This window comes from Corynebacterium sp. MSK074, assembly GCF_030229735.1.
Classification (GTDB): domain Bacteria; phylum Actinomycetota; class Actinomycetes; order Mycobacteriales; family Mycobacteriaceae; genus Corynebacterium.
On the sequence record NZ_JASPIX010000004.1, the window covers coordinates 79129 to 99087 of the forward strand.

Below are 19959 nucleotides of genomic sequence, written 5' to 3' on the forward strand. Positions count from 1 at the left end.
CTTTTGGAGGATTAAAATCAATCAAAGGGTTGAGGAGTGTTGTGCATGAGCGTGCTCGTCGTGGGCATGTCCCACCAGTCGGCGCCGGTGGCGCTGCTGGAAAAGCTGAGCATGGATAGTGCGGTCCAAGATTCCGCCTGCGGGCAACTCGTGGCGGCCGAGCCGCTGTCGGAGGCGATGATTATCTCCACCTGCAACCGCATGGAGGTCTACACCGTCACCAACTCCTTCCACGCCGGCGTGCAGGAAGTCGTGCGCGTGCTCACCCAGGTTTCGGGCGTGGGCGAGCAGGAGCTGCGCAACTACCTCTACGTGCGCTATGCCGACGCCGCGGCCGAGCACCTCATGTCCGTGACCTCCGGCCTGGATTCCATGGTGGTGGGCGAGCAGCAGATCATCGGCCAGGTGCGCAGCGCCTACCAGTCCGCCTCGGAGCAGGGCACGGTCGGCCCGCGCATTCACGCGCTGGCGCAGGCCGCGCTGCGGGCGGGCAAGCGCGTGCACTCCGAGACCGATATCGACGAGGCTGGCGCCTCCATGGTGTCCTTCGCCTTCGACCAGGCCCTGCAGCGCCTCGACGCCGCCGACCTGACTGGCAAGACCGCGCTAGTCCTTGGTGCGGGCGCCATGGCGTCCCTCGCCGCCACCCACGCCGGCCGGCTGGGCGTCAAAGAGCTGGTGCTGGCCAACCGCACCCGCGAGCGTGCCGAGCGCCTGGCCAGCCACGCCGAGGAGGCGGGCGTTGCCACCCGCGTCGTAGACTTTTCCGAGCGCGCCGCCGCGCTTTCCGACGTCGACCTTGCCATTTCCGCCACCGGCGCCGATAACTTCACCATCGAAGCCGCCGACCTCCCCGCCGGCCGCGATCTCATGCTCATCGATCTCTCCCTGCCGCGCGATATCGAAGATGCCGCCGCCGCGGCCGAGGGCGTGGATTTGGTCAATATCGAGCGCCTGAGCAAGTCGCTTTCGGCCGCCGATACCGATGTCGCGGCCGGGACCAGCCCGCACGTGCAGGCGCGCCACATCGTCGATGAGGAACTGGCGGCCTATACCTCGGCCCAGCGCGTGCGCGACGTCGCCCCGGCCGTAAGCGCCCTGCATCGCCGCGCGGCCGATCTCGTCGAGTGCGAGGCCGCGCGCCTGCAACACAAGCACCCCGAGCTCGCGGGCAAGCAACTTGAGGACGTCCAGCGCGCCCTTAAGCGCGTGGCCGATAAACTGCTGCATGAACCGACGGTTAGGGCGAAGAAGCTGGCGGCGTCGGAAAGCAGTGTCAGCAGCGAAAGCGCCCTGCAGGAGCTCTTTGGCCTGCAGCTGGAAGGCTCCGGGGTGTCCGTGGCCGTCAATGAACTGCCCACCATGACTAAGGAGGCCTAAATGTTTCAGATTGGTACCCGCGGCTCCAAGCTGGCCACCACCCAGGCCGGCCATGTGCGCGATTGGCTTATCGACGCCGGCTTTGACTCCCAACTCCACATCGTCACCACCGCCGGCGACGTCAACATGGCGCCCGTCGAGCGCATCGGCGTCGGCGTATTTACCCAGGCGCTGCGCGAGGCGCTGTATGCCGGCGAATGCGATATTGCCGTGCACTCGTTTAAGGACCTGCCCACCGCGCCCGATGAACGCTTCCGCCTCGTCGTGCCGCAGCGCCAGGATTCCCGCGAGGCGCTCGTCGCCCGCGATGGCCTGAGCCTGGCGCAGCTGCCGCAGGGCGCGCGCGTGGGCACCTCCGCCCCGCGCCGCATCTCCCAGCTGGCCGCCCTCCGCCCGGACCTGGAGATTCGCCCGCTGCGCGGCAACATCGATACCCGCATGTCCAAGGTCACCGACGGCGAGCTCGACGCCGTCCTGCTGGCCTACGCCGGCCTACTGCGCGGCGGCTACGCGGACCGCGCCACCGAAATTTTCGAACCCTCCGTCTTCATGCCGGCGCCGGCTCAGGGCGCACTCGCCATCGAGGCCGTGGCCGGCACCGAGGCTGCCGCGGCCCTGGACGCCATCGTGGACGAGCGCGCCTCGGCCGCCGCTGCCGGTGAGCGCGCCGTGCTGGCCCGCCTCGAGGCCGGCTGTACCGCGCCGGTGGCCGCCACCTCGCGCTGGGACGGCGACCAGCTCACCGTGCGCGGCGGCGTCTTCGCGCTCGACGGAACCCGCCAGCTCACCGCCACAGCCTCCGGCTCCGCGGCCGAAGCCGCCGAACTCGGCGCGCGCATCTCGGACGAGCTTTTCGCCGGTGGCGCGGCCGAGCTGCTGGGCAAGTAATTTCGCCTTTAGGCGCTAATAATTTAAGGTGTAGATACCACAGATCATTGTCCCGCAATGATCCGGCCCCCTTTAAGGGCATCCCAGGACGCAAGGCCTGGGATTTTGGCCGTTAAGACCGTGTCACCCACCGCCGGCGCGGGGAACCACACCGCATGCGATCATGTCCGTGCGCGGTGCCGCGCGCCCGATTTTAGAAAAGAACTTTATGAGCAATGCCGCGCCAGACACCCAATTGGGCAAGATCGTCTTTGTGGGCGCTGGTCCAGGTAATCCCGACCTGCTGACCGTCCGCGCCCGCGAGGTTCTGGCAAATAGTGCCATCGCCGTGACCGATCCGCAGGTCATGCAGGGCGTGCGCGATGCCGTCGCCGCCGCGCTGCCCGTTCCGCAAGAGCTTCTCGACGCCGCCGAGGCCGAATACGCCCAAATGTGCGCCGATGCCAAAGCCAAGGGCGCGCGCCGCAAACCGCCCCGCCCCGCGCCGCCAACGGCCGCGGTGTTGTACGAGCCGGCCGAAGATATCGTGGGCCAGCTGCGTGAGTGCTTGGTCGAGGCCGATGGCGAGGACGTCATCCGCCTGGTCACCGGCAACCCGCTGCACCGCGAGTCCATCAAGGCCGAGATCAACGCCGTGGCGTCTGCTGGCCTGGAATTCCAGGTAGTGCCGGGCATGTCCCTGCCGTCTACCGTGCCGTCCTTTGCCGGCATTGCCCTCGGCTCCACCTATACCGAGGCCGACGTTACCGACGGCGCCGATTGGGACGCGCTGGCCAATGCCACCCAGCCCATCGTCCTGCAGGCCACCAAGGAGGACCTGCCGGTCATCTCCGACGAGCTGCAGCAGCGCGGCATGCCGGCCGAGACCGAGGCTTTTGTCACCGTCCACGGCACCACCCGCCTGCAGCGCACCTATGAGACCACGCTGGGCACCATGGGCAAGCTCGACGCGGACCTCACCGGCCCGCTCGTCGTTACTCTCGGCCGCAGCATCGACGACCGCACCAAGTACTCCTGGTGGGAAAACCGCCCGCTCTATGGTTGGCGCGTGCTCGTCCCGCGCACCAAGGAACAGGCCGGCCCGATGTCCGCACGCCTGGCCGGCTACGGCGCCATCCCGCAAAACGTGCCCACCATCTCCATCGAGCCGCCGCGCAACCCGGCGCAGATGGACCGCGCCATCAAGGGCATCGTCGAGGGCCGCTATAAGTGGATCGTCTTCACCTCCGTCAACGCCGTGACCGCGGTGTGGGACAAGATCGCCCAGCTCGGCCTCGACGCCCGCGATTTCGCCGGCGTCCACCTTGCGGCCGTGGGCACGAAGACTGCGGCCGCCATTCGTGCCAAGGGCATGGTCCCGGAGCTTTTGCCACACAAGAAGAAGCAGAACGCCGAGGGCCTGCTCGATGTCTTCCCCAACTTCGTAGAAGACATCGACGCCGTCGGCCGCGTCCTGCTCCCGCGCGCCGATATCGCGGCCGACACCCTGGTTGACGGGCTCAAGGCCCTCGACTGGGAGGTCGACGACGTCGTGGCCTACCGCACCGTCCGCGCCGCCCCGCCTTCGGCCGAGATCCGCGACATGATCAAGACCGGCGGCTTCGACGCCGTCGCCTTCACCTCCGGGTCCACCGTGCGCAATCTGGTGGGCATTGCGGGCAAACCGCACCAGCGGACGATCATTGCGTGTATCGGGCCGTCGGCAAGAGCGGCCGCGGAAGAGATGGGCCTGCGCGTCGATGTCGTGCCCGAAGTCGCCGATGTGCCCGCGCTTGTCGACGCCCTCGCAGACCACGTCGCCGCCCTCCGCGCCGCCGGAAACCTGCCCGCGCCGCGCAAGAAACGCCGCTCGCGCAAGAAGGCTACTAAGGTCGACAAGGCATAAGTTTTAGTCTCGCTCTAAGGAGTACCCAATGAGCACCTTCCCAGCCCGCCGCCCACGCCGCCTGCGCACCACCCCGCAGATGCGCAATTTCGTGGCCGAAACCGAGGTCCGCCCCTCGGACCTGATTCTGCCCATGTTCATCGTGGACGGCCTCGACGCACCGCGCGAGATTCCCTCCATGCCGGGCGTCTACCAGCACACCTTCGACTCGCTGCGCCGCGCGGCCGAAGAGGCGTTGGAGGCCGGCGTGGGGTGTATCGACCTTTTCGGCGTGCCGCTCGATGAGGACAAGGACGATACCGGCTCCGTCGCCTGGGACCCGCAGGGCATTTTGAACCGCGGTATTTCCTGCCTGCACGAGGAATTCGGCGATGACCTCATCGTCATGGCCGATACCTGCCTGGACGAATTCACCTCCCACGGCCACTGCGGCGTGCTGGATGACAAGGGCCGTGTGCTTAACGACGAATCCGTCAAGCTCTACCAAGACATGGCCCGCTCCCAAGCCCGCGCCGGCGCCCAGATCGTCTCCCCGTCCGGCATGATGGACGGCCAAGTTGCCGCCATCCGTGCCGACCTCGACGAGGCCGGACACGAGGACGTGGCCATCATGGCTTATTCCGCCAAGTACGCCTCTGCCTTCTTCGGCCCGTTCCGCGATGCCGTCGGCTCCTCCCTCGAAGGCGATCGCCGCACCTACCAGCAGGATCCGCGCAACTTCCGCGAGTCCCTGCTCGAGGCCGAGCTCGACATCGAAGAGGGTGCGGACTTCGTCATGGTCAAGCCCGGTCTGCCCTACTTGGATGTGCTTTCGGCCGTGGCGGAGACTTCTCCCGTGCCGGTCGCGGTCTACCAGGTCTCCGGCGAGTACGCGATGGTCAAGGCCGCGGCCGCCAACGGGTGGATCGACGGCGAGGCCATCATGCTCGAGTCGCTGACCGCATTCAAGCGCGCCGGCGCCGGCCAGATTCTGACCTACTTCGCTACCGAAGCCGCCCGCCTGCTCAAGTAAAGGACCCCTGTGACTGCTACGCCCCCGTCGCCCGCCCCTGCTCCGCGCCCGCCACACACGCAACGCCCGCCGCGGCAGCAGCAGCGGCCGGAGTCCGTGACGTACATGCTGTGGCTGTGGCTGGGCGCGCTATGCGGCGAGGCCGTGCACCAGGTGCTCAACGTGGTGCTCACGCTGCTCAACCACGACGTACTCATGTCGCAGGCCAAGGACATGGCCAAATCCGCACCGGCCGGCGTGGATGAAGCCCAGCTTTCCGACGCCTTCCTCAGCACCGCCGCCTACGGCTCCGTCGCTCTTTCGGCGGCCATTTCGCTTGCGATTATCGTGCTGTTGGCCTTCCTGTTGCGGTCCCTTGCTAACCGCAGCAAGCGGGCCGGCACCTCGCGCCGCGTGTGGTTTGCCTTCTCGCTGTACTTCGGCTTCCGCATCCTGCTGACCTTCATGGTCACCCCGGCCGGCGCGGACGTGCCCGATTGGCTCTTTGCCGCCGATGGCATGGTGCAGATCCTCGTCGGCGTCGCGGCGGTGCTCGGCCTGATTTTCTCCGTGCGGGCCGAGACCTTGGACTACACCGGCGAACTCGAGCAGATGCGCGAGCTGGAAAAAGAACTCGAGCAAGCGCAGCGCGAGAAGAAGCGCGCCGAAGAAGAGCGCAAGCGCTCCAAGGATGACCAGCGCGGCAAGCATGACGGCGGCAAGCGCGAACGCCCCGACCGCACCAACCGTGCCGACCGTGCTAGCCGCACTGACCGGGAGAACAAGCGATGAATAATACCGAGCGGCCCGGGCCCCGGGACTATAACCGGGCGGCCCGAAACACCTCCGCCAAGGAGAACCTCGATGCGTGGCCGCGACAGCTGCGCTGGGCCTATTGGGTGCTCGTCGTCAGCGCCGTGATCATGCTGGTGAGCGGCATGGTGGGCATCTTCGGCTCGGGAGGGCCACAGGTGGAGCCACAGAATGCGCAGGTCGCGGAGTACCTCCATTCCAATCGCCTATTTGTCGCGGTGACCAACGCCGTCGGCGCCATCCTGCTTGCGCTCTTCGCGGCGCAGCTGGCCGGCGGGTCCAAGTGGGCGCGCCGCATCATCACCGTGGTCATTGCATTCGCGCTTTTTACCAATATCGCCGCTCTTGCACTCGGCATCGGCGGGCTCGGGCTGCTGATTATCCCCATCACCTTGATCGTCGCCCTCGCGCTGCTTTTCCAGCCGCAGTCCAACCGCTTTATCAAGGACCGCAGCTTGCGTGGCTAATTAGCCCTCACTCCAACTTTTGATTCATAATTGGGGCATGTCTCGACTCAATCGTGCCCCGCTTATCGACGCCGCCCTCGGCCGCACCCCCTCCCGACCCCCAGTCTGGTTCATGCGCCAGGCCGGCCGCTCGCTGCCGGAGTACCGCGCCGCCCGCGAGGGGATCAGCATGCTTGATTCTTGCTTCATGCCGGAACTGCTGGCAGAAATTACCCTGCAGCCGGTGCGCCGCCACGACGTCGACGCCGCCATCTTGTTCTCCGATATTGTTGTCCCGCTCAAGGCCGCGGGCGTCAAGGTCGATATCGTGCCGGGGCGCGGGCCGGTGATGGAGCAGGCGGTGCGGAGTAGGGAGGACGTCGGCAAGCTGCCGCTGCTGGAAACCGACGTCCCCGAGGTCACCGAGGGCATCGCCCGCATCCTAGCCGAGCTCACCGAAACCCAAGCGCTCATCGGCTTCGTTGGCGCGCCGTTCACGCTGGCCAGCTACCTCATTGAGGGCGGGCCATCCAAGAACCACGAGCGCACCAAGGCGCTCATGCACGCAGAGCCGGAGACCTGGCACATGCTCATGCGCCGCCTGGTGCCGACCATCACCCGTTTCCTGCAGGTGCAGGTCGACGCCGGCATTGACGCCATGCAGCTCTTTGATTCCTGGGCCGGCTACCTCAACGAGCGCGACTACCGCGAGTTCGTGCTGCCGTACTCCCGGGAAATCCTGGCGGGCGTGGATATCCCGCGCATCCACTTCGGCGTCGGCACCGGCGAGCTATTGCCGGCCATGTCGGAGGCGGGGTCGGAAGTTATGGGCGTCGATTATCGCGTGCCCATGGACGCCGCGGCCGAGCGCGTGAGCGCCCGCGTGTTGCAGGGCAACCTCGACCCGGCCATGCTTTTTGCCGGCGACGACGCCGTGCGCCAGGCCGTGCGCACCATCCGCGGCGAGGTCGATCGGGCCCGCGAGCGCGGCGATATCGACGGCCATATCTGGAACCTCGGCCACGGGGTCTTGCCGACTACCGACGCGGAGGCCATCACCCGCGCCGTATCCATCATTCACGAGGAGGGCTAAATGCGTATTGCGATTATTGGTGCCGGCCTGGCGGGCTTGACGGCCGCTTACGAGCTGCGCGACCACGACGTTGAGGTTTTCGAGGCCGCCGGCCGTATCGGCGGCAAGCTGTACTCCGTGCCGTTTAATGACGGCCCCACCGACATGGGCGCCGAGGCCTTCCTGGCCCGCCGCCACGACGCCGTGGAATTCATCGAATCCCTCGGCTTAGGTGACAGCCTGGTTGAGCCCTCCGGCCTGCATTCGCTGGTGTACTCCGGCGAGCTTAAGCCGCTGCCGCGCGGCGGGATGATGGGCATTCCTTCGCACTCGGAGCCGGTCGCGCACTTGGTCTCGGCTGAGACCGCCCGCCGCATCGACAACGAGGAGCCCTTCGAGTGGACGGCAGGCAGCGACGTCTCCGTCGGCCGCTTGGTGCGCCAGCAGTTTGGCGACGACCTCGTCGACCACGTTATCTCCGCCCTCCTCGGCGGCGTGTACTCTTGCTCGGCCGATGACCTGGGGTTACGCGCGACCATCCCAGCGCTGGCCGAGACCCTCGACGCGCTCTCCGAGCGCGGCCCAGTCACCCTCTCGGCCGCGGTCCGCTCGCTGGAAGAAGCCCGCGCGGCCAAGCCGAGCAACGGCGGCCCCGTCTTTCAGACCTTCCGCGGCGGCTACGCAGAACTCTACGAGGCGCTGGCCGATGAATCCCGTGCCAAGATCTACCTCGATACCTTCATCTCCGGCATCACTCGCGAGGGCGAGAAATTCCGCTTGGCCGGCGCACCCGGCGATACCACCCCCTTTGACCGCGTGCTGGTGGCCACCCCGGCCCCGACCGCAGCGCGCCTGCTGCCCAAGGTGTCCCCGCGGGCGGCGGAGCGGTTGAAGAGCGTGAAGCTGGCGGCGTCGGCAGTCGTGGGCCTGAAGTTCGAGTCCGACACGGACCCGGCCGGCAACGCATTGCCGCAAAACTCCGGCATCCTCGTGGCCACCGACCAAGACGACGTTCACGCCAAGGCCTTCACCCTGTCCTCGCGCAAGTGGCCGCACTTGGCCGAGCGCGGTGGCGCCTTGGTGCGCGCCTCCTTCGGCCGCTTTGGCGACGACGCCATCGTCCGCGCCGAGGAAGATGACCTCGTCGACTATGCCCTCGACGACCTTCAGCGCCTTACCGGCTTCGACGGCCGCGCCGCGGGCGTTGCCGAGATTTTTACCCAACGTTGGTTCGGCGGTTTGCCGCGCTTTGATGCTGGCCACCTGGAAACCGTGGCCGGTGCGCGCGGTGCCCTCGCGGCGACGCCGGGCATCGATGCCACCGGCGCTTGGGCCGGCGGGGTTGGCGTACCTAATGTCATCGCGGATGCCCGCGCCGCTGCGGCTCGTATCGCTCGCTAGCTGCGGGCATGCCAATGCGGCAGCAGGGCATCCTGCTGCCTGACGGTTTAGGGGCTAGAGGGACGATGGCGGTGCTGGCGCGGTGTCAGCCCAGGGCGGCTGCCACACCACGCGGCCTCGGCGTCGCACGAGGCGCCCGCGCACCGGTGGGGCATTTGGATCGTCGTCGTTGACGCCGTTGTGGTACGGGCAACAGGTGGCGAGGTTGGCCATATTGGTATCGCCGCCGTGCCGCCATGCCCGCAAGTGGTGCACCTGGCATTTATCCGCCGGATAGTTGCATTCGACCCACGGGCATACCGGATTTTCGGCAGCAGCCATGAGCCGCTGCTTTTCACTGGCCATGCGTTCCGTGCGGTAGAGGTTGACCGCGCCCTCGAAGGGGTGGACGAGGGTGATAAGGCCGCGCTCTGCCAGCGTGCGCGAGACGAGTTCCGCGCCAGTGAGGCGGGCGCCGTTGGTGAGCTGGATGGTGATTTCCTCGCCGTCGCCATCGATGATGCGGTCAAGCTCGTCGAGCGTGATGATCGCGTTGGTCGTAATGGTCGGGCGGGCAGCCTGTGAGGCGCCGGAAGGGGAGAAGAGCTCCGCTACGGAGTCGAGGGGAGCATCCTCATCCAGACTGGATTCTAAGTCCGCGATGAGCGAAGAGGGCCCGGTAATTGCCAGGGTCCATGGCGCGTCCTTGCGGCGGCGGATGCGCACGCCGGGGCGCGGCGGGGCTGGGGGATTGAGCTCGCGCAGCTTTTTGCGCGCCAGCTTTTCCATCTCATCGGTATCGGCGGCGGTGCGGCACAGCTCCACGCGCAGGCGCCAGGCGTCGCGCTTGGTCTTGGCGCGGGAAGCGTAGCGCTCGATTACCTCCAGCGTGGGCAGCGGGTGGGCGCGGTCGCGGGCGGCGGTCACCGCCTGGCGCTGCAAGCGGGTAAAGGAGGTGGGGGCAAAGAGGGCGTCGGCAAGCGTGAGCAAAGTGCGGGCCGTTTTATTGGGCGCACCGGCAGCGCGCAGCTGGTCTTCAGACATACCGGCGCACCCGGCAACGATGTCGATGCCGGGCGCCAGGGCCGCGAGATAAGTCTGAAGAGCTGTCATGCCCCGCAGCCTAAGCCACGGCGTGCAACCTGTGCGAGGGCGAGCGCGCGAACCTGTGGATAACTAGGGCCCACAGGGCGAATTTCGGCCCGCATGCCCGGCAGGCCTGTGGATAACTAGCCCTTATTGCGGAAAACGAAGATGGAGGAGAAGTCCTGATCGCCGTGGCCCATGGCCTGCATTTCCTCGAAGCGGCCGATGGCGGCGGTCAGGGCGGGCAGTGGCTTGGTGGAGGTCATCTCCATGAGCTTGGCGTCCTTGGCCAGGGCGTCGACGGTGAAATCGCCCGGGTCGGTATTGCGCTCGCCGGTGATAAACGGCGCCTTCATATTGGCGATGAAAGACAGGCCGGTGATATCGAGCATCTGCAGCACCACCTCGGAGTCCAGGCCCTCGGACTCGCCGAGCTGCAGGGCTTCGAGCAGGCCCTCGGCGGTGACGGCGAGCGCGAGGTTCGCCAGCAGCTTTCCGATGGCCGCCGTGGCCGCCGCCTCCACTCCGATGAGCTTGTCTTCGCCCGCCCAGGACTCGGCGAGGGACATGGCTTGCTCACGGCGGGCGTCGTTAGGCGTGCCCACATAGACGCCGAGCTTGCCCTCGCGGGCCGGGCCGAGCGTGCCGACGACCGGGGCGTGGACGTAGGTTTCCACGGCGGCGGCGAATTCGCGGGCATCGTTGGGCGAGACGGTGGTGGTGTCGATCCAGGTCACGCCGGCGGGGATGAGTTGCGGCTCGACGACAACCTCGCGGACATCGTCGGGCCCGAAGAGAGAGGTAATAATGACCTCAGCGTTCGCTACGGCCTCGGTAGGCGAGGCGGCAAGCTCGGCGCCTTCCTCCGCCAGCGGTTGGGCGCGCTCGGCGGTGCGGTTCCAGACGGTCAATTCGATGCCGTCTTGCTCGTTGAGCAGGCGGCGGGCTAGTTCGGTTCCCATGCGGCCAGTTCCAAGAAATGCAATCTTCATGGTTTCCTAGTGTGCCATCATTGGGTGCAGGTTCGCCGCGACTTGCGCGAGCCCCGGACGAGGGAGCCGTACCCGGAAACGCGACAAGACGGCCAGGAAGCAGTTATGGCGTGGTTTATCTTGATTTTCTCCGGCGCATTCGAGGCCGTGTGGGCGGCGGCGCTGGATAAGTCCGCAGGTTTTACGCGCCTGTGGCCCTCGCTTATTTTCCTCGTGGCCTGCGCGATTTCCATGGGCGGGCTGGCGTGGGCGATGCGCAGCATCCCGGTGGGCACGGCCTATGCGGTGTGGGCGGGCGTTGGCGCGTCGGTGGCGGTTATCTATTCTTTCGCCGCCGGACACGAGGCCGCCACGGTGTGGAAGGTGCTATTCCTCGCCATGATCATCGGCGGCATCGTGGGGCTGAAAGCGGTGAGTTAGAGGCCCGGAATCCGCGGCGCAGGCGGCAGCGGCGGCGCAGGTGGTGGGGCGGGCGCGGGCATAGCGGGCACTGCCGGCACATCAGGCACCGCGTCCTCGATGCGCCCGCGCACCTCGTGCGGCGGAATATTCAGGTTCGGCAGGCCGCTTTTGTCCCGCGCAGGTGGGCGTGGGGCCGGCACCGCAGGTTGCGGACGCGGTGCGGGTGCGGGCGCTGGTGCGGGCCGCTGCTGAGGCGCGGCAGTCGGGCCGGGGTGCGAACCAGACTCAGGCGCCAGCGCCGCGGTCGATGGCGAAGGCCGCTCGGCCGGCGGTGAGGGAGGGGCCGGCTTGTCCTCCCGAGGAAGGTCGCGCGGGGCGAGTGGGCGGGGAGGGGGCTGCCAGGAGGGGGCGTCGGCAAGCGGGGTAGCACCCACCGAGGTAGGCAGCGGCCGCTCGGGCCTGGGCTGAGCGCAACCGGCGAGGCAGAAAGCGGCCAGGATGGCGAAAATGAGAGTGCGCTGCATTGAAAATCCCCCCGAATTGAAAAGTGCAACGCCCCGAAGTTTAGCGGCTGACTGTGAATCGCGCACTCCAACTTTTGTATAGCGCGCGAATCGCTAGAATGTCAGACATGCCTAATACTTCCCAGTCGCAACAGTGGTTTGAGCGTTCCTCCAAGGTGATTCCGGGCGGGGTGAACTCGCCGGTGCGCGCGTTTGGCTCCGTGGGCGGCCAGGCCCGCGTGATTGAGCGCGGTGCGGGCTCGCGCCTGTGGGATGCCGACGGCAACGAGTACGTTGACCTGGTCAGCTCCTATGGCCCGATGATTCACGGCAATGCGCACCCAGAGATTGTGGAGGCCGTGCAGCAGGCCGCTGCGGGCGGCTTGAGCTTCGGCTCGCCCACCGAGGGCGAGGCCTTGCTGGCGGAGGCCATTGTGTCGCGCACCGCGGCCGATAAGGTGCGCATGGTCAACTCCGGCACCGAGGCCACCATGTCTGCGGTGCGCCTGGCCCGCGGCTACACCGGCCGCGCCAAGGTGCTGAAGTTCGAGGGTTGCTACCACGGCCATGTGGATGCGCTGTTGGCCTCGGCCGGCTCCGGTGTGGCGACCTTTGCGCTGCCGGATTCCCCGGGCGTTACGGGCGCGACGGCGGCCGATACCATCGTCGTTCCTTATAACGATATCGAGGCCGTGCGCGAGGCATTTGCGCAGCACCCGGGCGAGATTGCCTGCATTATCGCGGAGGCTTCGGCCGGCAACATGGGCACCGTGGCACCAGAAGAGGGTTTCAATGCCGCGCTTGCCGACGTCGCCCATAGCGACGGCGCCCTCCTCATCCTCGACGAGGTCATGACCGGCTTCCGCACCTCCTATAAGGGCTGGTACGGCGTCGACGGCGTGGCGGCGGACCTGGTGACCTTTGGCAAGGTCGTCTCCGGTGGCCTGCCGGCCGCTGCTTTCGGCGGCCGCGCCGAGGTCATGGACTACCTCGCCCCGGACGGTCCGGTCTACCAGGCCGGTACGCTGTCCGGTAACCCGGTGGCCATGGCCTCCGGCCTGAAGTCTTTGGAGTTGGCCGATGAATCGCTCTACGAGCGCCTACAGGCCAACGCGGACCGCCTGACCGGCATGATTTCTTCTGCACTGTCGGCCGAGGGCGTAGCGCACCACATCCAGCGGGCGTCTTCGATGTTCTCCATCCGCTTTGCCGAGGGCGAGGGCCGCAACTTTGCCGATATGCAGGCGGCCGAGACCTTCCGCTTCACCCCGTTCTTCCACGCCCTGCTGGATAACGGCATCTACGTCGCGCCGAGCCCGTTCGAGACCTGGTTTGTCTCGGATGCTCTTACCGACGCCGACTTTGAACTCATCGAAGCCGCCCTCAAGCCCGCCGCCCAGGCAGCGGCCGCCGCGCGTCCCGCATATTAAGTCCCGCACACCAAGGAGAGACATGACACGCACCATCGTTCACCTCGTGCGCCACGGCGAGGTCCACAACCCGGAGAAGATCCTCTACGGGCGCATCCCGGGCTATCACCTGTCCTCGCGCGGGCATTCCATGGCGGCGCGCACCGCGGAATCCTTTCGCGACCATGACGTGACCTACCTGGCGGCCTCGCCGTTGCAGCGCACCCAGGAAACTGCGCGGCCGATTGCGCAGGTAACGGGGCTAGACGTGGACGTCGATAAGACGCTCATCGAGTCCGGCAACCGTTTCGAGGGCCTGCGCACCAAGGGCCTGCGTTCCGCGCTGTGGAACCCGCGCCGCTGGCCGCTGCTGGTCAACCCGCTGGAGCCCTCGTGGGGCGAGCCCTATGAGCAGATTGCCGAGCGCATGCTGGGCTCCATCGAGCGCGCCCGCACCGCCGCGGCCGGCCACGAGGCGATCTTGGTTAGCCACCAGTTGCCCATCGTGATGGTGCAGCGCACCGTGCTGGGCCAGCGCCTGCCGCACGCGCCGTGGAACCGCGAATGCGACTTGGCCTCGGTTACCTCCCTGCTTTTTGAGGATAACCAGGTCACCGACATCTTCTACTCCTCGCCGGCCCAGGAGATTTAATGGCAGCACAACGCAGACGCGCAGTCGGCGCGGTGTTGGCGGCGGCAGCCATCGCGCTGCCGCTTGCCGGGTGCTCGCAGGACGCCGATAACGCGCAAAACGCGGTTGCTACCGGCGGAAACTTCGAGTTCATCACGCCCGGCGGCGAAAAGGTCATCAATTACGAGGAATCCGAGCGCAAGCCGCTGCGCACGTTCTCCGGCGAGGATGTGCGCGATAGGGATAAGACCATTTCTCTGGAGGATTATGAGGGCGAAATCGTCGTGCTCAACTCCTGGGGCCAGTGGTGCGCTCCGTGCCGCGCCGAGGCCGATGACCTCCAAGAGGTCCACTCCGAGCTGCAAAAACGCCAGATCGGTACGGTCCTGGGCATCAATGTGCGCGACTATAACCCGCAGGTGTCCAATGACTTCCTCGAAGATAACGGTCTGGAGTATCCCTCCATCTACGATCCACCGTTTAAGACCGCGGCGGCCTTGGGCGGCGTGCCCACCTCCGTGGTCCCGACCACCATCGTCTTGGATAAACAGCACCGCCCGGCTACGGTCTTTTTGCGGTCCATCACCGCCCAAGATGTGATGGACGTAGTGGACAAACTAGAAAAGGAATAAATGGACAACGCAGCGAGCATCGGCAACTCCTTTGCCGAGGCCGCGACCTCCGGCCCACTGATTCTGGGCCTGCTCGCGGCCGCCGTGGCGGGGCTGGTGAGTTTCGCTAGCCCGTGCGTGATCCCACTGGTGCCCGGCTATATTTCTTACCTAGCCGGCGTGGTGGGCGGCGAGGTTACGTTTGACGGTGAGTTGGGGGTGGGCGTCGGCAAGCGTAGGCAATGGGCCGTGGTACTGGCCGCCGCCTTGTTCATCCTGGGCTTTACCGTGGTTTTCCTGCTGGCGACGGTCTCCGTATTCGGCGCGATTTCCGCGCTCCGGCTCAATGAGGAAACGCTCATGCGCATCGGCGGCGGCGTGACCATCCTGATGGGCGTGGTTTTTCTCGGCGCGATCCCGGCGCTGCAAAAAGACACCCGCATGGCACCGAAGCGCTGGACCACCTGGCTAGGCGCGCCGCTGCTGGGCGGGATATTCGCGCTGGGCTGGACACCGTGCTTGGGCCCAACGCTGGCCGCCATTATTTCCGTATCGGTCGGCACCGAAGGCATGACGGCTGCGCGCGGCGTGTTGCTCATCATCTTTTATTGCCTGGGCTTGGGCCTGCCGTTTCTGCTGGTGGCGCTGGGCTCCGCGCGGGCGATGCGCTCGATTTCGTGGGCCCGTAAGCACTCGCATACCATCCAGGTCATCGGCGGCGTGGCCATGATCCTCGTCGGCCTGGCCCTGGTAACCGGCCTGTGGGGCGAGTTTATTAGCCTCATCCGCCAGTGGACCGGCAACTTTGGCGCAACCCTGATTTAGGAGAGACGTGAAATATTTTCGCAAAGCCTGGCATTGGCTGACCAGCATGCGCACGGCGCTGGCGCTGCTTTTCTTGCTGGCGCTGGCCGCGATTCCCGGTTCCTTGCTGCCGCAGCGCGACCTCAACGAGCAGAACGTGCAGGACTTCATCGAGTCCAACGGCAACGTGGCGAAGATCTACGACAAGCTGCAGCTTTTCGACGTCTTTTCGTCCGTCTGGTTCCAGGCCATCTTCATCCTCTTGGCCATTTCCCTGGTGGGCTGCATCCTGCCGCGCTCCTGGGATCACTACAAGGCGTGGAAGACCCCGCCAACGCGCGCGCCGAAGTACCTCCACAAGCTGCCGCTGGCGGCCGAGGGGCACTCGGATAAGAGCGAGGAAGAGCTATCCGCGGAAATTAAAAAGCGCCTGAAGAAGTGGCGCGTGGCCGAGTACTCCCCCGAAGAAGACCGAGCCGGCGTGCACACCTTTTCCGCAGAGCGCGGCTACGGCCGCGAACTGGCGAATCTCATTTTCCACGTGGCGCTGGTGGCCATCTTGGTTACCGTCGCCGCCGGCCGCTTGGTCAACTATGAGGGCCAGGTCATCGTGGTCACCGAGTCCGGCTCGCAGGGCGGCGGCCAGACCCTGGACCAGTCCACGGAGTTCTGTAATACCTCCACGTCAAACTTTGACTCCTTCCGCGCCGGCCCGCTTTTCGACGGCACCGGTCTCCACCCCTTCTGCCTCATCGCTCATGACTTCGCGGCCGAATACCTGCCCAACGGCCAGGCGGAAATGTTTACCTCCAACGTTTCCTACGCGGAGGACGAAGACATCTACAAGGATGACTCCGAGTGGAAGGATTATGAGCTTAAGGTCAACCACCCGCTGCGCCTAGCGCACAACCGCGTCTACTTGCAGGGCCACGGCTACGCACCGACGGTCACGGTGGAATGGCCCAATGGCGAAAAGCGCACCCAGACCATTCAGTTCCAGCCGAATGACACGACCTTCTTCCTGTCTTCTGGTGCGATGCGCTTTGACCCACCGGCCGGCATGCACCCGGATCTCTATGACCGCCGCCAGAACCAGATCGCCATCCAGGGCCTCTTCGCGCCCACGGCCGAGTGGTCCGGCGAGAACGGCAAGCTGCTGCAGTCCGCATACCCCGGGCTGCAGGATCCGGCGATGGCCATCGATATCTACCGCGGCGATGCCGGCCTGGACACCGGCACCCCGCAGTCCTTCTTCTCGCTGGACCCGAACCTGGTGCAGTCCGGCCAGCTGCAAAAGATTGACCGCGTGAACCTCAACCAGGGCGAGGATGTCACCCTGGACGATGGCACGAAGATCACCTTCGACGGCGCCAGCGAGTTCGCCAACTACCAGGTCTCTTATGATCCTTTCCAGAAGTGGGTGCTGGCCTCCGCGCTGGTAATGCTCATTTCCTTGGTGGGTTCGCTGGTGATTAAGCGCCGCCGCGTCTACATCCGCCTGCGGCCGAATGCGGCCGGCGGCACCGACGTGGAGATGGGCGGTCTCGCCCGTACCGACCGCGCCGGCTGGTCCGAGGAGTTCCACGAGCTGCACCGCGCGCTGCTGGAGCTGCCGGACCCAGACGAGGTCGAAGAAGACGAACTTTATACCGACGATTAGCGCCCCGGCCCGATCCAACAAAAGTTGGATTGGGTCGTTTCGCTGAGTAAGGTAATCAGCACTTACCCCGCACGTGTGAAGGCTAGGAGCATTCATGCAGATCGATCAGAATCTGTCTAATTTCTCGGATATCGCGGTGCAGACCGCCTTTGTGGTGTACTGCGTCGCGCTCTTTTTGTCGCTGTTTTATTACGGACGCATGCAGGGCATCATCGAGGGCCGCCGCGCCGTGAAATCCGAGGCCGCGAAGGTCTTGGTGGGGGCGGGCGCTGGGGGCGTCGACAAGCAGAGCTATGCCGGCGAGGTTGCCCAGTCTTCTTCCGGAATCACGGCCGATGAGCTGAAGGAAAAGGAGCGCAAGGCCGATAAGCTCGGCGGCATGACCAGCGCGCTGATGTGGGTGGGCATTGCCCTGCACGCCGCGGCGATTGTGCTGCGCGGCCTGGCCACCGGCCGCTTCCCGTTTGGCAACCTGTACGAATACGTGCTGATGGTGAGCTTCGGTGTGCTGCTCGTGGGCAATATGGCCATGCAGCGTAAGGAATGGCGCACCGTGTGGCCGTGGCTGCTCACCCCGACCCTCGCGCTGATGTTTTATGGCTCCACCAAGCTCTATGCCGAGTCCGCCCCGGTGGTGCCGGCGCTGCAGTCGCACTGGCTGCCCATCCACGTCACCGTGGTTTCTTTGGGCGCGTCCATCGGTATTATCTCCGGCATTGTCTCGCTGCTGACTCTTTTGCGTATGGCACAGCCAAAGCATGCCGAGCATGGCCTCCTCGGTGCTGTAGCCCGCCCGTTGCCTTCTGCCGCGAAGATTGACCAGCTGGCCTACCGCCTGGCAGTTATCACCCTGCCGACCTTGGGTCTGGGCATCATCTTGGGTGCCATCTGGGCCGAGTCCGCTTGGGGCCGCTTCTGGGGCTGGGACCCGAAGGAGACCGTGTCCTTTGCCACCTGGATCCTGTATGCCGCGTACCTGCACGCGCGTGCGACGCCGGCTTTCCGCAAGGCGGCGCCGTGGATCAACGTCATGGCGATGGCGCTGATGGTCTTCAACCTGTTCTTTATCAATATGGTCGTCTCCGGCCTGCACTCCTACGCGGGGCTGAACTAGATGGCGGAGCATACGAGCCCGCGCCATAAGCAGGGCAAGCCGGCCGGCGATAATGCCGTGATTTTGGGCCTTGGCGCCCAATTTGCTGAGCGGCGCCGCGAGTTGGGCATTTTGCAGCAGCAGCTTGCCGACGCCGCCGGTATCTCCCGCTCCACCCTTCACACCATCGAGCACGGTGGTGCGGGCGTGCGGTGGGAAAAGATCACGGCCGTGGCCGAGGCCTTAGGCCTAGAGATGCGCTTCGTGCCGAAGGAAGCCTAGTCCTTCTCGCCGTCGGCGTCGCGTTTGCGGCGCTGGCGGCGCTTTTCTTCTTCTGCCTCCTGTGCGCGGCGCTGCTTGAAGCGTTCCTTTTCCAGTTTCCAGAGGAATTCCTCGTCATCATCGGGGCCTTTGATAGCGCGGGGTTGTTCCACCTCGCGCTTTTTCCATGTCGAGGGCCCGAAGGCCTTCCAGACGAGGTAGGCGGCGAGGACAAAGAGTAGGAGGAGGATTATTCGGCCCATGCGTGCGATTCTACCTGCACCGCGTACAATCAACCCCCATGACGCATAACCCTGAGCCACCCAAGCCGGACCCAGAACTGCGCCGCCGTTCGCGCGCGGCGCTGTGGAAGTACGGGCTCGCCCGCGTAGTGCTTTTTATCGCTTTGACCGCGGTGATCGAGATTTTGGCCATCGCCATCGACTTTCCCATCCCGGTGCTCGTCGCGGCGCTGCTGGCGCTCTTTGTGGCGCTGCCGCTATCGATGCTGATCTTTAAAAAGTGGCGCATCGAGGCCACCCAGACGCTGGCCGAGTACTCCGCCCAGCGCAAGGCCCACAAGCGCTGGGTCCAGGCGGAGCTGGAAGGCCGCGCCGCGCAGGACTAGACGATGATGAGCGCGGCGGCCTCAATAACGGCCCACAGGAGCATCGCGCGGCCGGTCAGGCCGAGCACGGGGATAAGCTTTGGTCCTTGAGCGCCGCGATTGACGGTGCGAATGGCACGCAGCGCGAAGGGGAAGTAGACCAAGCCGGCGAGTGCGAGCCAGCTGCTGAAGGCAATGCCAATGGTCAGCAGGAATGGCAGAAGGAGCAGCACCGTAAAGAGCAGGCGTGCCTTCTCATTGCCGAGGCGTACGGCGAGCGTAATCTTGCCAGTTTCAGCGTCGGAGGGAATATCGCGGATATTATTGACTAAGTTCACCCCGGAGCTCATCGCGCCGATGCCCACGGCCAGCGCGAGGCCCGACCACGACAGGTGGCCGGCTTGGGTGAATTCGGTGCCGAGCACGGCGACGAGCCCGAAGAAGATAAAGACAGCAACCTCGCCGAGCCCGCGATAGCCATACGGGTTCTTGCCACCGGTATAAAACCACGCGCCGGCGATGCATAGCGCGCCGACGAGGATGAGCCACCACGCATGCGCCGCGAAGGAGAGCGCGATGCCGGCGAGCCCGGCCACGGCGAAGGCGGCGAAGGCCGCGAGTTTCACCTGCTGCGGGCGGGCCAGGCCGCCGCCGGTGAGGCGCTGCGGACCGGTGCGGTCATCGTCGGTGCCGCGGATGCCATCGGAATAGTCATTGGCATAGTTCACGCCGATGATAAGTGCCCACGCCACGATGAGGGCGAGGAGCGCGCGGCCGAAGTGCGCGCCGTCGGCAGCCGCTGCGGCACCAGTACCAGCGATGACTGGGGCGAAGGCATTAGCCCACGTGTGCGGGCGTGCGCCTTGGAGCCAGTCTTTGGCAGTTGCGGGATAGGCAGAAAGTGACATGTCAGTTATTGTGCCACGCCACCGCGGGCATGCTGTGCACAAGGGACGTACACGGCGGATATATAAAAGCCACGGGTATGGCGGAAGCGCGTCGTACGTACCCAAGAAAGGACGGCTGTGGGCCACACCCGTGACAA

The 19959-nt window shown here is 65.7% G+C and carries 21 protein-coding genes and 1 riboswitch; of the genes, 17 read left to right on the forward strand and 4 right to left on the reverse strand.

What is annotated here, in order from left to right:
• Nucleotides 1–45 precede the first annotated feature (45 nt).
• The 8 genes from QP965_RS05365 to QP965_RS05400 all read left to right on the forward strand — a co-directional run bounded on the left by QP965_RS05365 (nt 46) and on the right by QP965_RS05400 (nt 8876).
• Nucleotides 46–1380 (forward strand): glutamyl-tRNA reductase, encoded by a 1335-nt coding sequence (locus QP965_RS05365; RefSeq protein ID WP_284844332.1) that lies wholly within the window; start codon nt 46–48, stop codon nt 1378–1380.
• Nucleotides 1381–2268, forward strand: coding sequence for a hydroxymethylbilane synthase (gene hemC / locus QP965_RS05370; RefSeq protein ID WP_284844333.1), 888 nt, complete (start codon nt 1381–1383; stop codon nt 2266–2268).
• A gap of 208 nt (nt 2269–2476) precedes the next feature.
• Nucleotides 2477–4153, forward strand: a complete 1677-nt coding sequence (locus QP965_RS05375; protein WP_234447402.1) for a bifunctional uroporphyrinogen-III C-methyltransferase/uroporphyrinogen-III synthase — start codon at nt 2477–2479, stop codon at nt 4151–4153.
• Between the two features lie 28 nt (nt 4154–4181).
• Nucleotides 4182–5165: a porphobilinogen synthase gene (gene hemB, locus QP965_RS05380; RefSeq protein ID WP_284844334.1), complete on the forward strand. Its 984-nt coding sequence runs from the start codon at nt 4182–4184 to the stop codon at nt 5163–5165.
• 9 nt (nt 5166–5174) lie between these two features.
• The gene (locus tag QP965_RS05385; protein WP_284844335.1) at nt 5175–5936 is read left to right on the forward strand and encodes a hypothetical protein; all 762 of its coding nucleotides are present in this window, start codon (nt 5175–5177) and stop codon (nt 5934–5936) included.
• Nucleotides 5933–6424: a tellurium resistance protein TerC gene (locus QP965_RS05390; protein ID WP_284815397.1), complete on the forward strand. Its 492-nt coding sequence runs from the start codon at nt 5933–5935 to the stop codon at nt 6422–6424. The genes QP965_RS05385 and QP965_RS05390 overlap by 4 nt, the downstream gene beginning before the upstream one ends.
• Nucleotides 6425–6461: 37 nt before the next feature.
• Nucleotides 6462–7496: a uroporphyrinogen decarboxylase gene (gene hemE / locus QP965_RS05395; RefSeq protein WP_284844336.1), complete on the forward strand. Its 1035-nt coding sequence runs from the start codon at nt 6462–6464 to the stop codon at nt 7494–7496.
• Nucleotides 7497–8876 carry a protoporphyrinogen oxidase gene (locus tag QP965_RS05400; RefSeq protein ID WP_284844337.1) on the forward strand — a complete coding sequence of 460 codons (1380 nt, stop codon included), beginning with the start codon at nt 7497–7499 and terminating at the stop codon, nt 8874–8876.
• Nucleotides 8877–8930: 54 nt separating this feature from the next.
• Here QP965_RS05400 and QP965_RS05405 read toward each other — a convergent pair whose 3' ends face one another.
• Together QP965_RS05405 and QP965_RS05410 are read right to left on the reverse strand one after the other, a co-directional pair.
• On the reverse strand, nt 8931–9968 hold the full coding sequence (locus QP965_RS05405; RefSeq protein WP_284844338.1) for an HNH endonuclease signature motif containing protein: 1038 nt from the start codon (nt 9966–9968) through the stop codon (nt 8931–8933).
• Between the two features lie 116 nt (nt 9969–10084).
• Complete coding sequence (locus QP965_RS05410; protein WP_284844339.1) at nt 10085–10933, reverse strand: NAD(P)-dependent oxidoreductase; 849 nt, start codon at nt 10931–10933, stop codon at nt 10085–10087.
• A 31-nt stretch (nt 10934–10964) separates the two neighbouring features.
• A riboswitch (guanidine-III (ykkC-III) riboswitch) is annotated at nt 10965–11030 on the forward strand.
• 8 nt (nt 11031–11038) lie between these two features.
• Between QP965_RS05410 and QP965_RS05415 the strand changes: the two genes are divergently transcribed.
• The 8 genes from QP965_RS05415 (at nt 11039) to QP965_RS05450 (ending at nt 18328) form a co-directional block, all read left to right on the forward strand.
• Nucleotides 11039–11353: a DMT family transporter gene (locus QP965_RS05415; protein WP_005327239.1), complete on the forward strand. Its 315-nt coding sequence runs from the start codon at nt 11039–11041 to the stop codon at nt 11351–11353.
• A gap of 604 nt (nt 11354–11957) precedes the next feature.
• The gene (gene hemL, locus QP965_RS05420) at nt 11958–13268 is read left to right on the forward strand and encodes a glutamate-1-semialdehyde 2,1-aminomutase (protein ID WP_284844340.1); all 1311 of its coding nucleotides are present in this window, start codon (nt 11958–11960) and stop codon (nt 13266–13268) included.
• Nucleotides 13269–13290: 22 nt separating this feature from the next.
• A complete protein-coding gene (locus tag QP965_RS05425) occupies nt 13291–13899 on the forward strand; it encodes a histidine phosphatase family protein (protein ID WP_284766066.1) in 609 nt (202 codons plus the stop codon).
• Nucleotides 13899–14510, forward strand: coding sequence for a TlpA disulfide reductase family protein (locus QP965_RS05430; RefSeq protein WP_284844341.1), 612 nt, complete (start codon nt 13899–13901; stop codon nt 14508–14510). The genes QP965_RS05425 and QP965_RS05430 overlap by 1 nt, the downstream gene beginning before the upstream one ends.
• Nucleotides 14511–15314 carry a cytochrome c biogenesis CcdA family protein gene (locus tag QP965_RS05435; RefSeq protein WP_284844342.1) on the forward strand — a complete coding sequence of 268 codons (804 nt, stop codon included), beginning with the start codon at nt 14511–14513 and terminating at the stop codon, nt 15312–15314.
• Between the two features lie 7 nt (nt 15315–15321).
• A complete protein-coding gene (locus QP965_RS05440) occupies nt 15322–16953 on the forward strand; it encodes a cytochrome c biogenesis protein ResB (protein WP_284844343.1) in 1632 nt (543 codons plus the stop codon).
• A 94-nt stretch (nt 16954–17047) separates the two neighbouring features.
• A complete protein-coding gene (gene ccsB, locus QP965_RS05445) occupies nt 17048–18067 on the forward strand; it encodes a c-type cytochrome biogenesis protein CcsB (RefSeq protein ID WP_284844344.1) in 1020 nt (339 codons plus the stop codon).
• The gene (locus tag QP965_RS05450; protein WP_005327923.1) at nt 18068–18328 is read left to right on the forward strand and encodes a helix-turn-helix domain-containing protein; all 261 of its coding nucleotides are present in this window, start codon (nt 18068–18070) and stop codon (nt 18326–18328) included.
• Here the strand turns inward: QP965_RS05450 and QP965_RS05455 are convergent.
• Nucleotides 18325–18570 (reverse strand): hypothetical protein, encoded by a 246-nt coding sequence (locus QP965_RS05455; RefSeq protein WP_179387346.1) that lies wholly within the window; start codon nt 18568–18570, stop codon nt 18325–18327. The two genes, QP965_RS05450 and QP965_RS05455, sit on opposite strands and share 4 nt — an antisense overlap.
• Before the next feature lie 38 nt (nt 18571–18608).
• On the opposite strand from QP965_RS05455, the gene QP965_RS05460 reads away from it, so the two are divergent.
• Nucleotides 18609–18935, forward strand: a complete 327-nt coding sequence (locus QP965_RS05460; protein WP_005327925.1) for a DUF4229 domain-containing protein — start codon at nt 18609–18611, stop codon at nt 18933–18935.
• On the opposite strand, the gene QP965_RS05465 is transcribed toward QP965_RS05460, so the two are convergent.
• Entirely contained in the window at nt 18932–19822 is an 891-nt protein-coding gene (locus tag QP965_RS05465; RefSeq protein ID WP_284844345.1) for a 1,4-dihydroxy-2-naphthoate polyprenyltransferase, read from the reverse strand. The two genes, QP965_RS05460 and QP965_RS05465, sit on opposite strands and share 4 nt — an antisense overlap.
• Nucleotides 19823–19959: the final 137 nt, after the last annotated feature.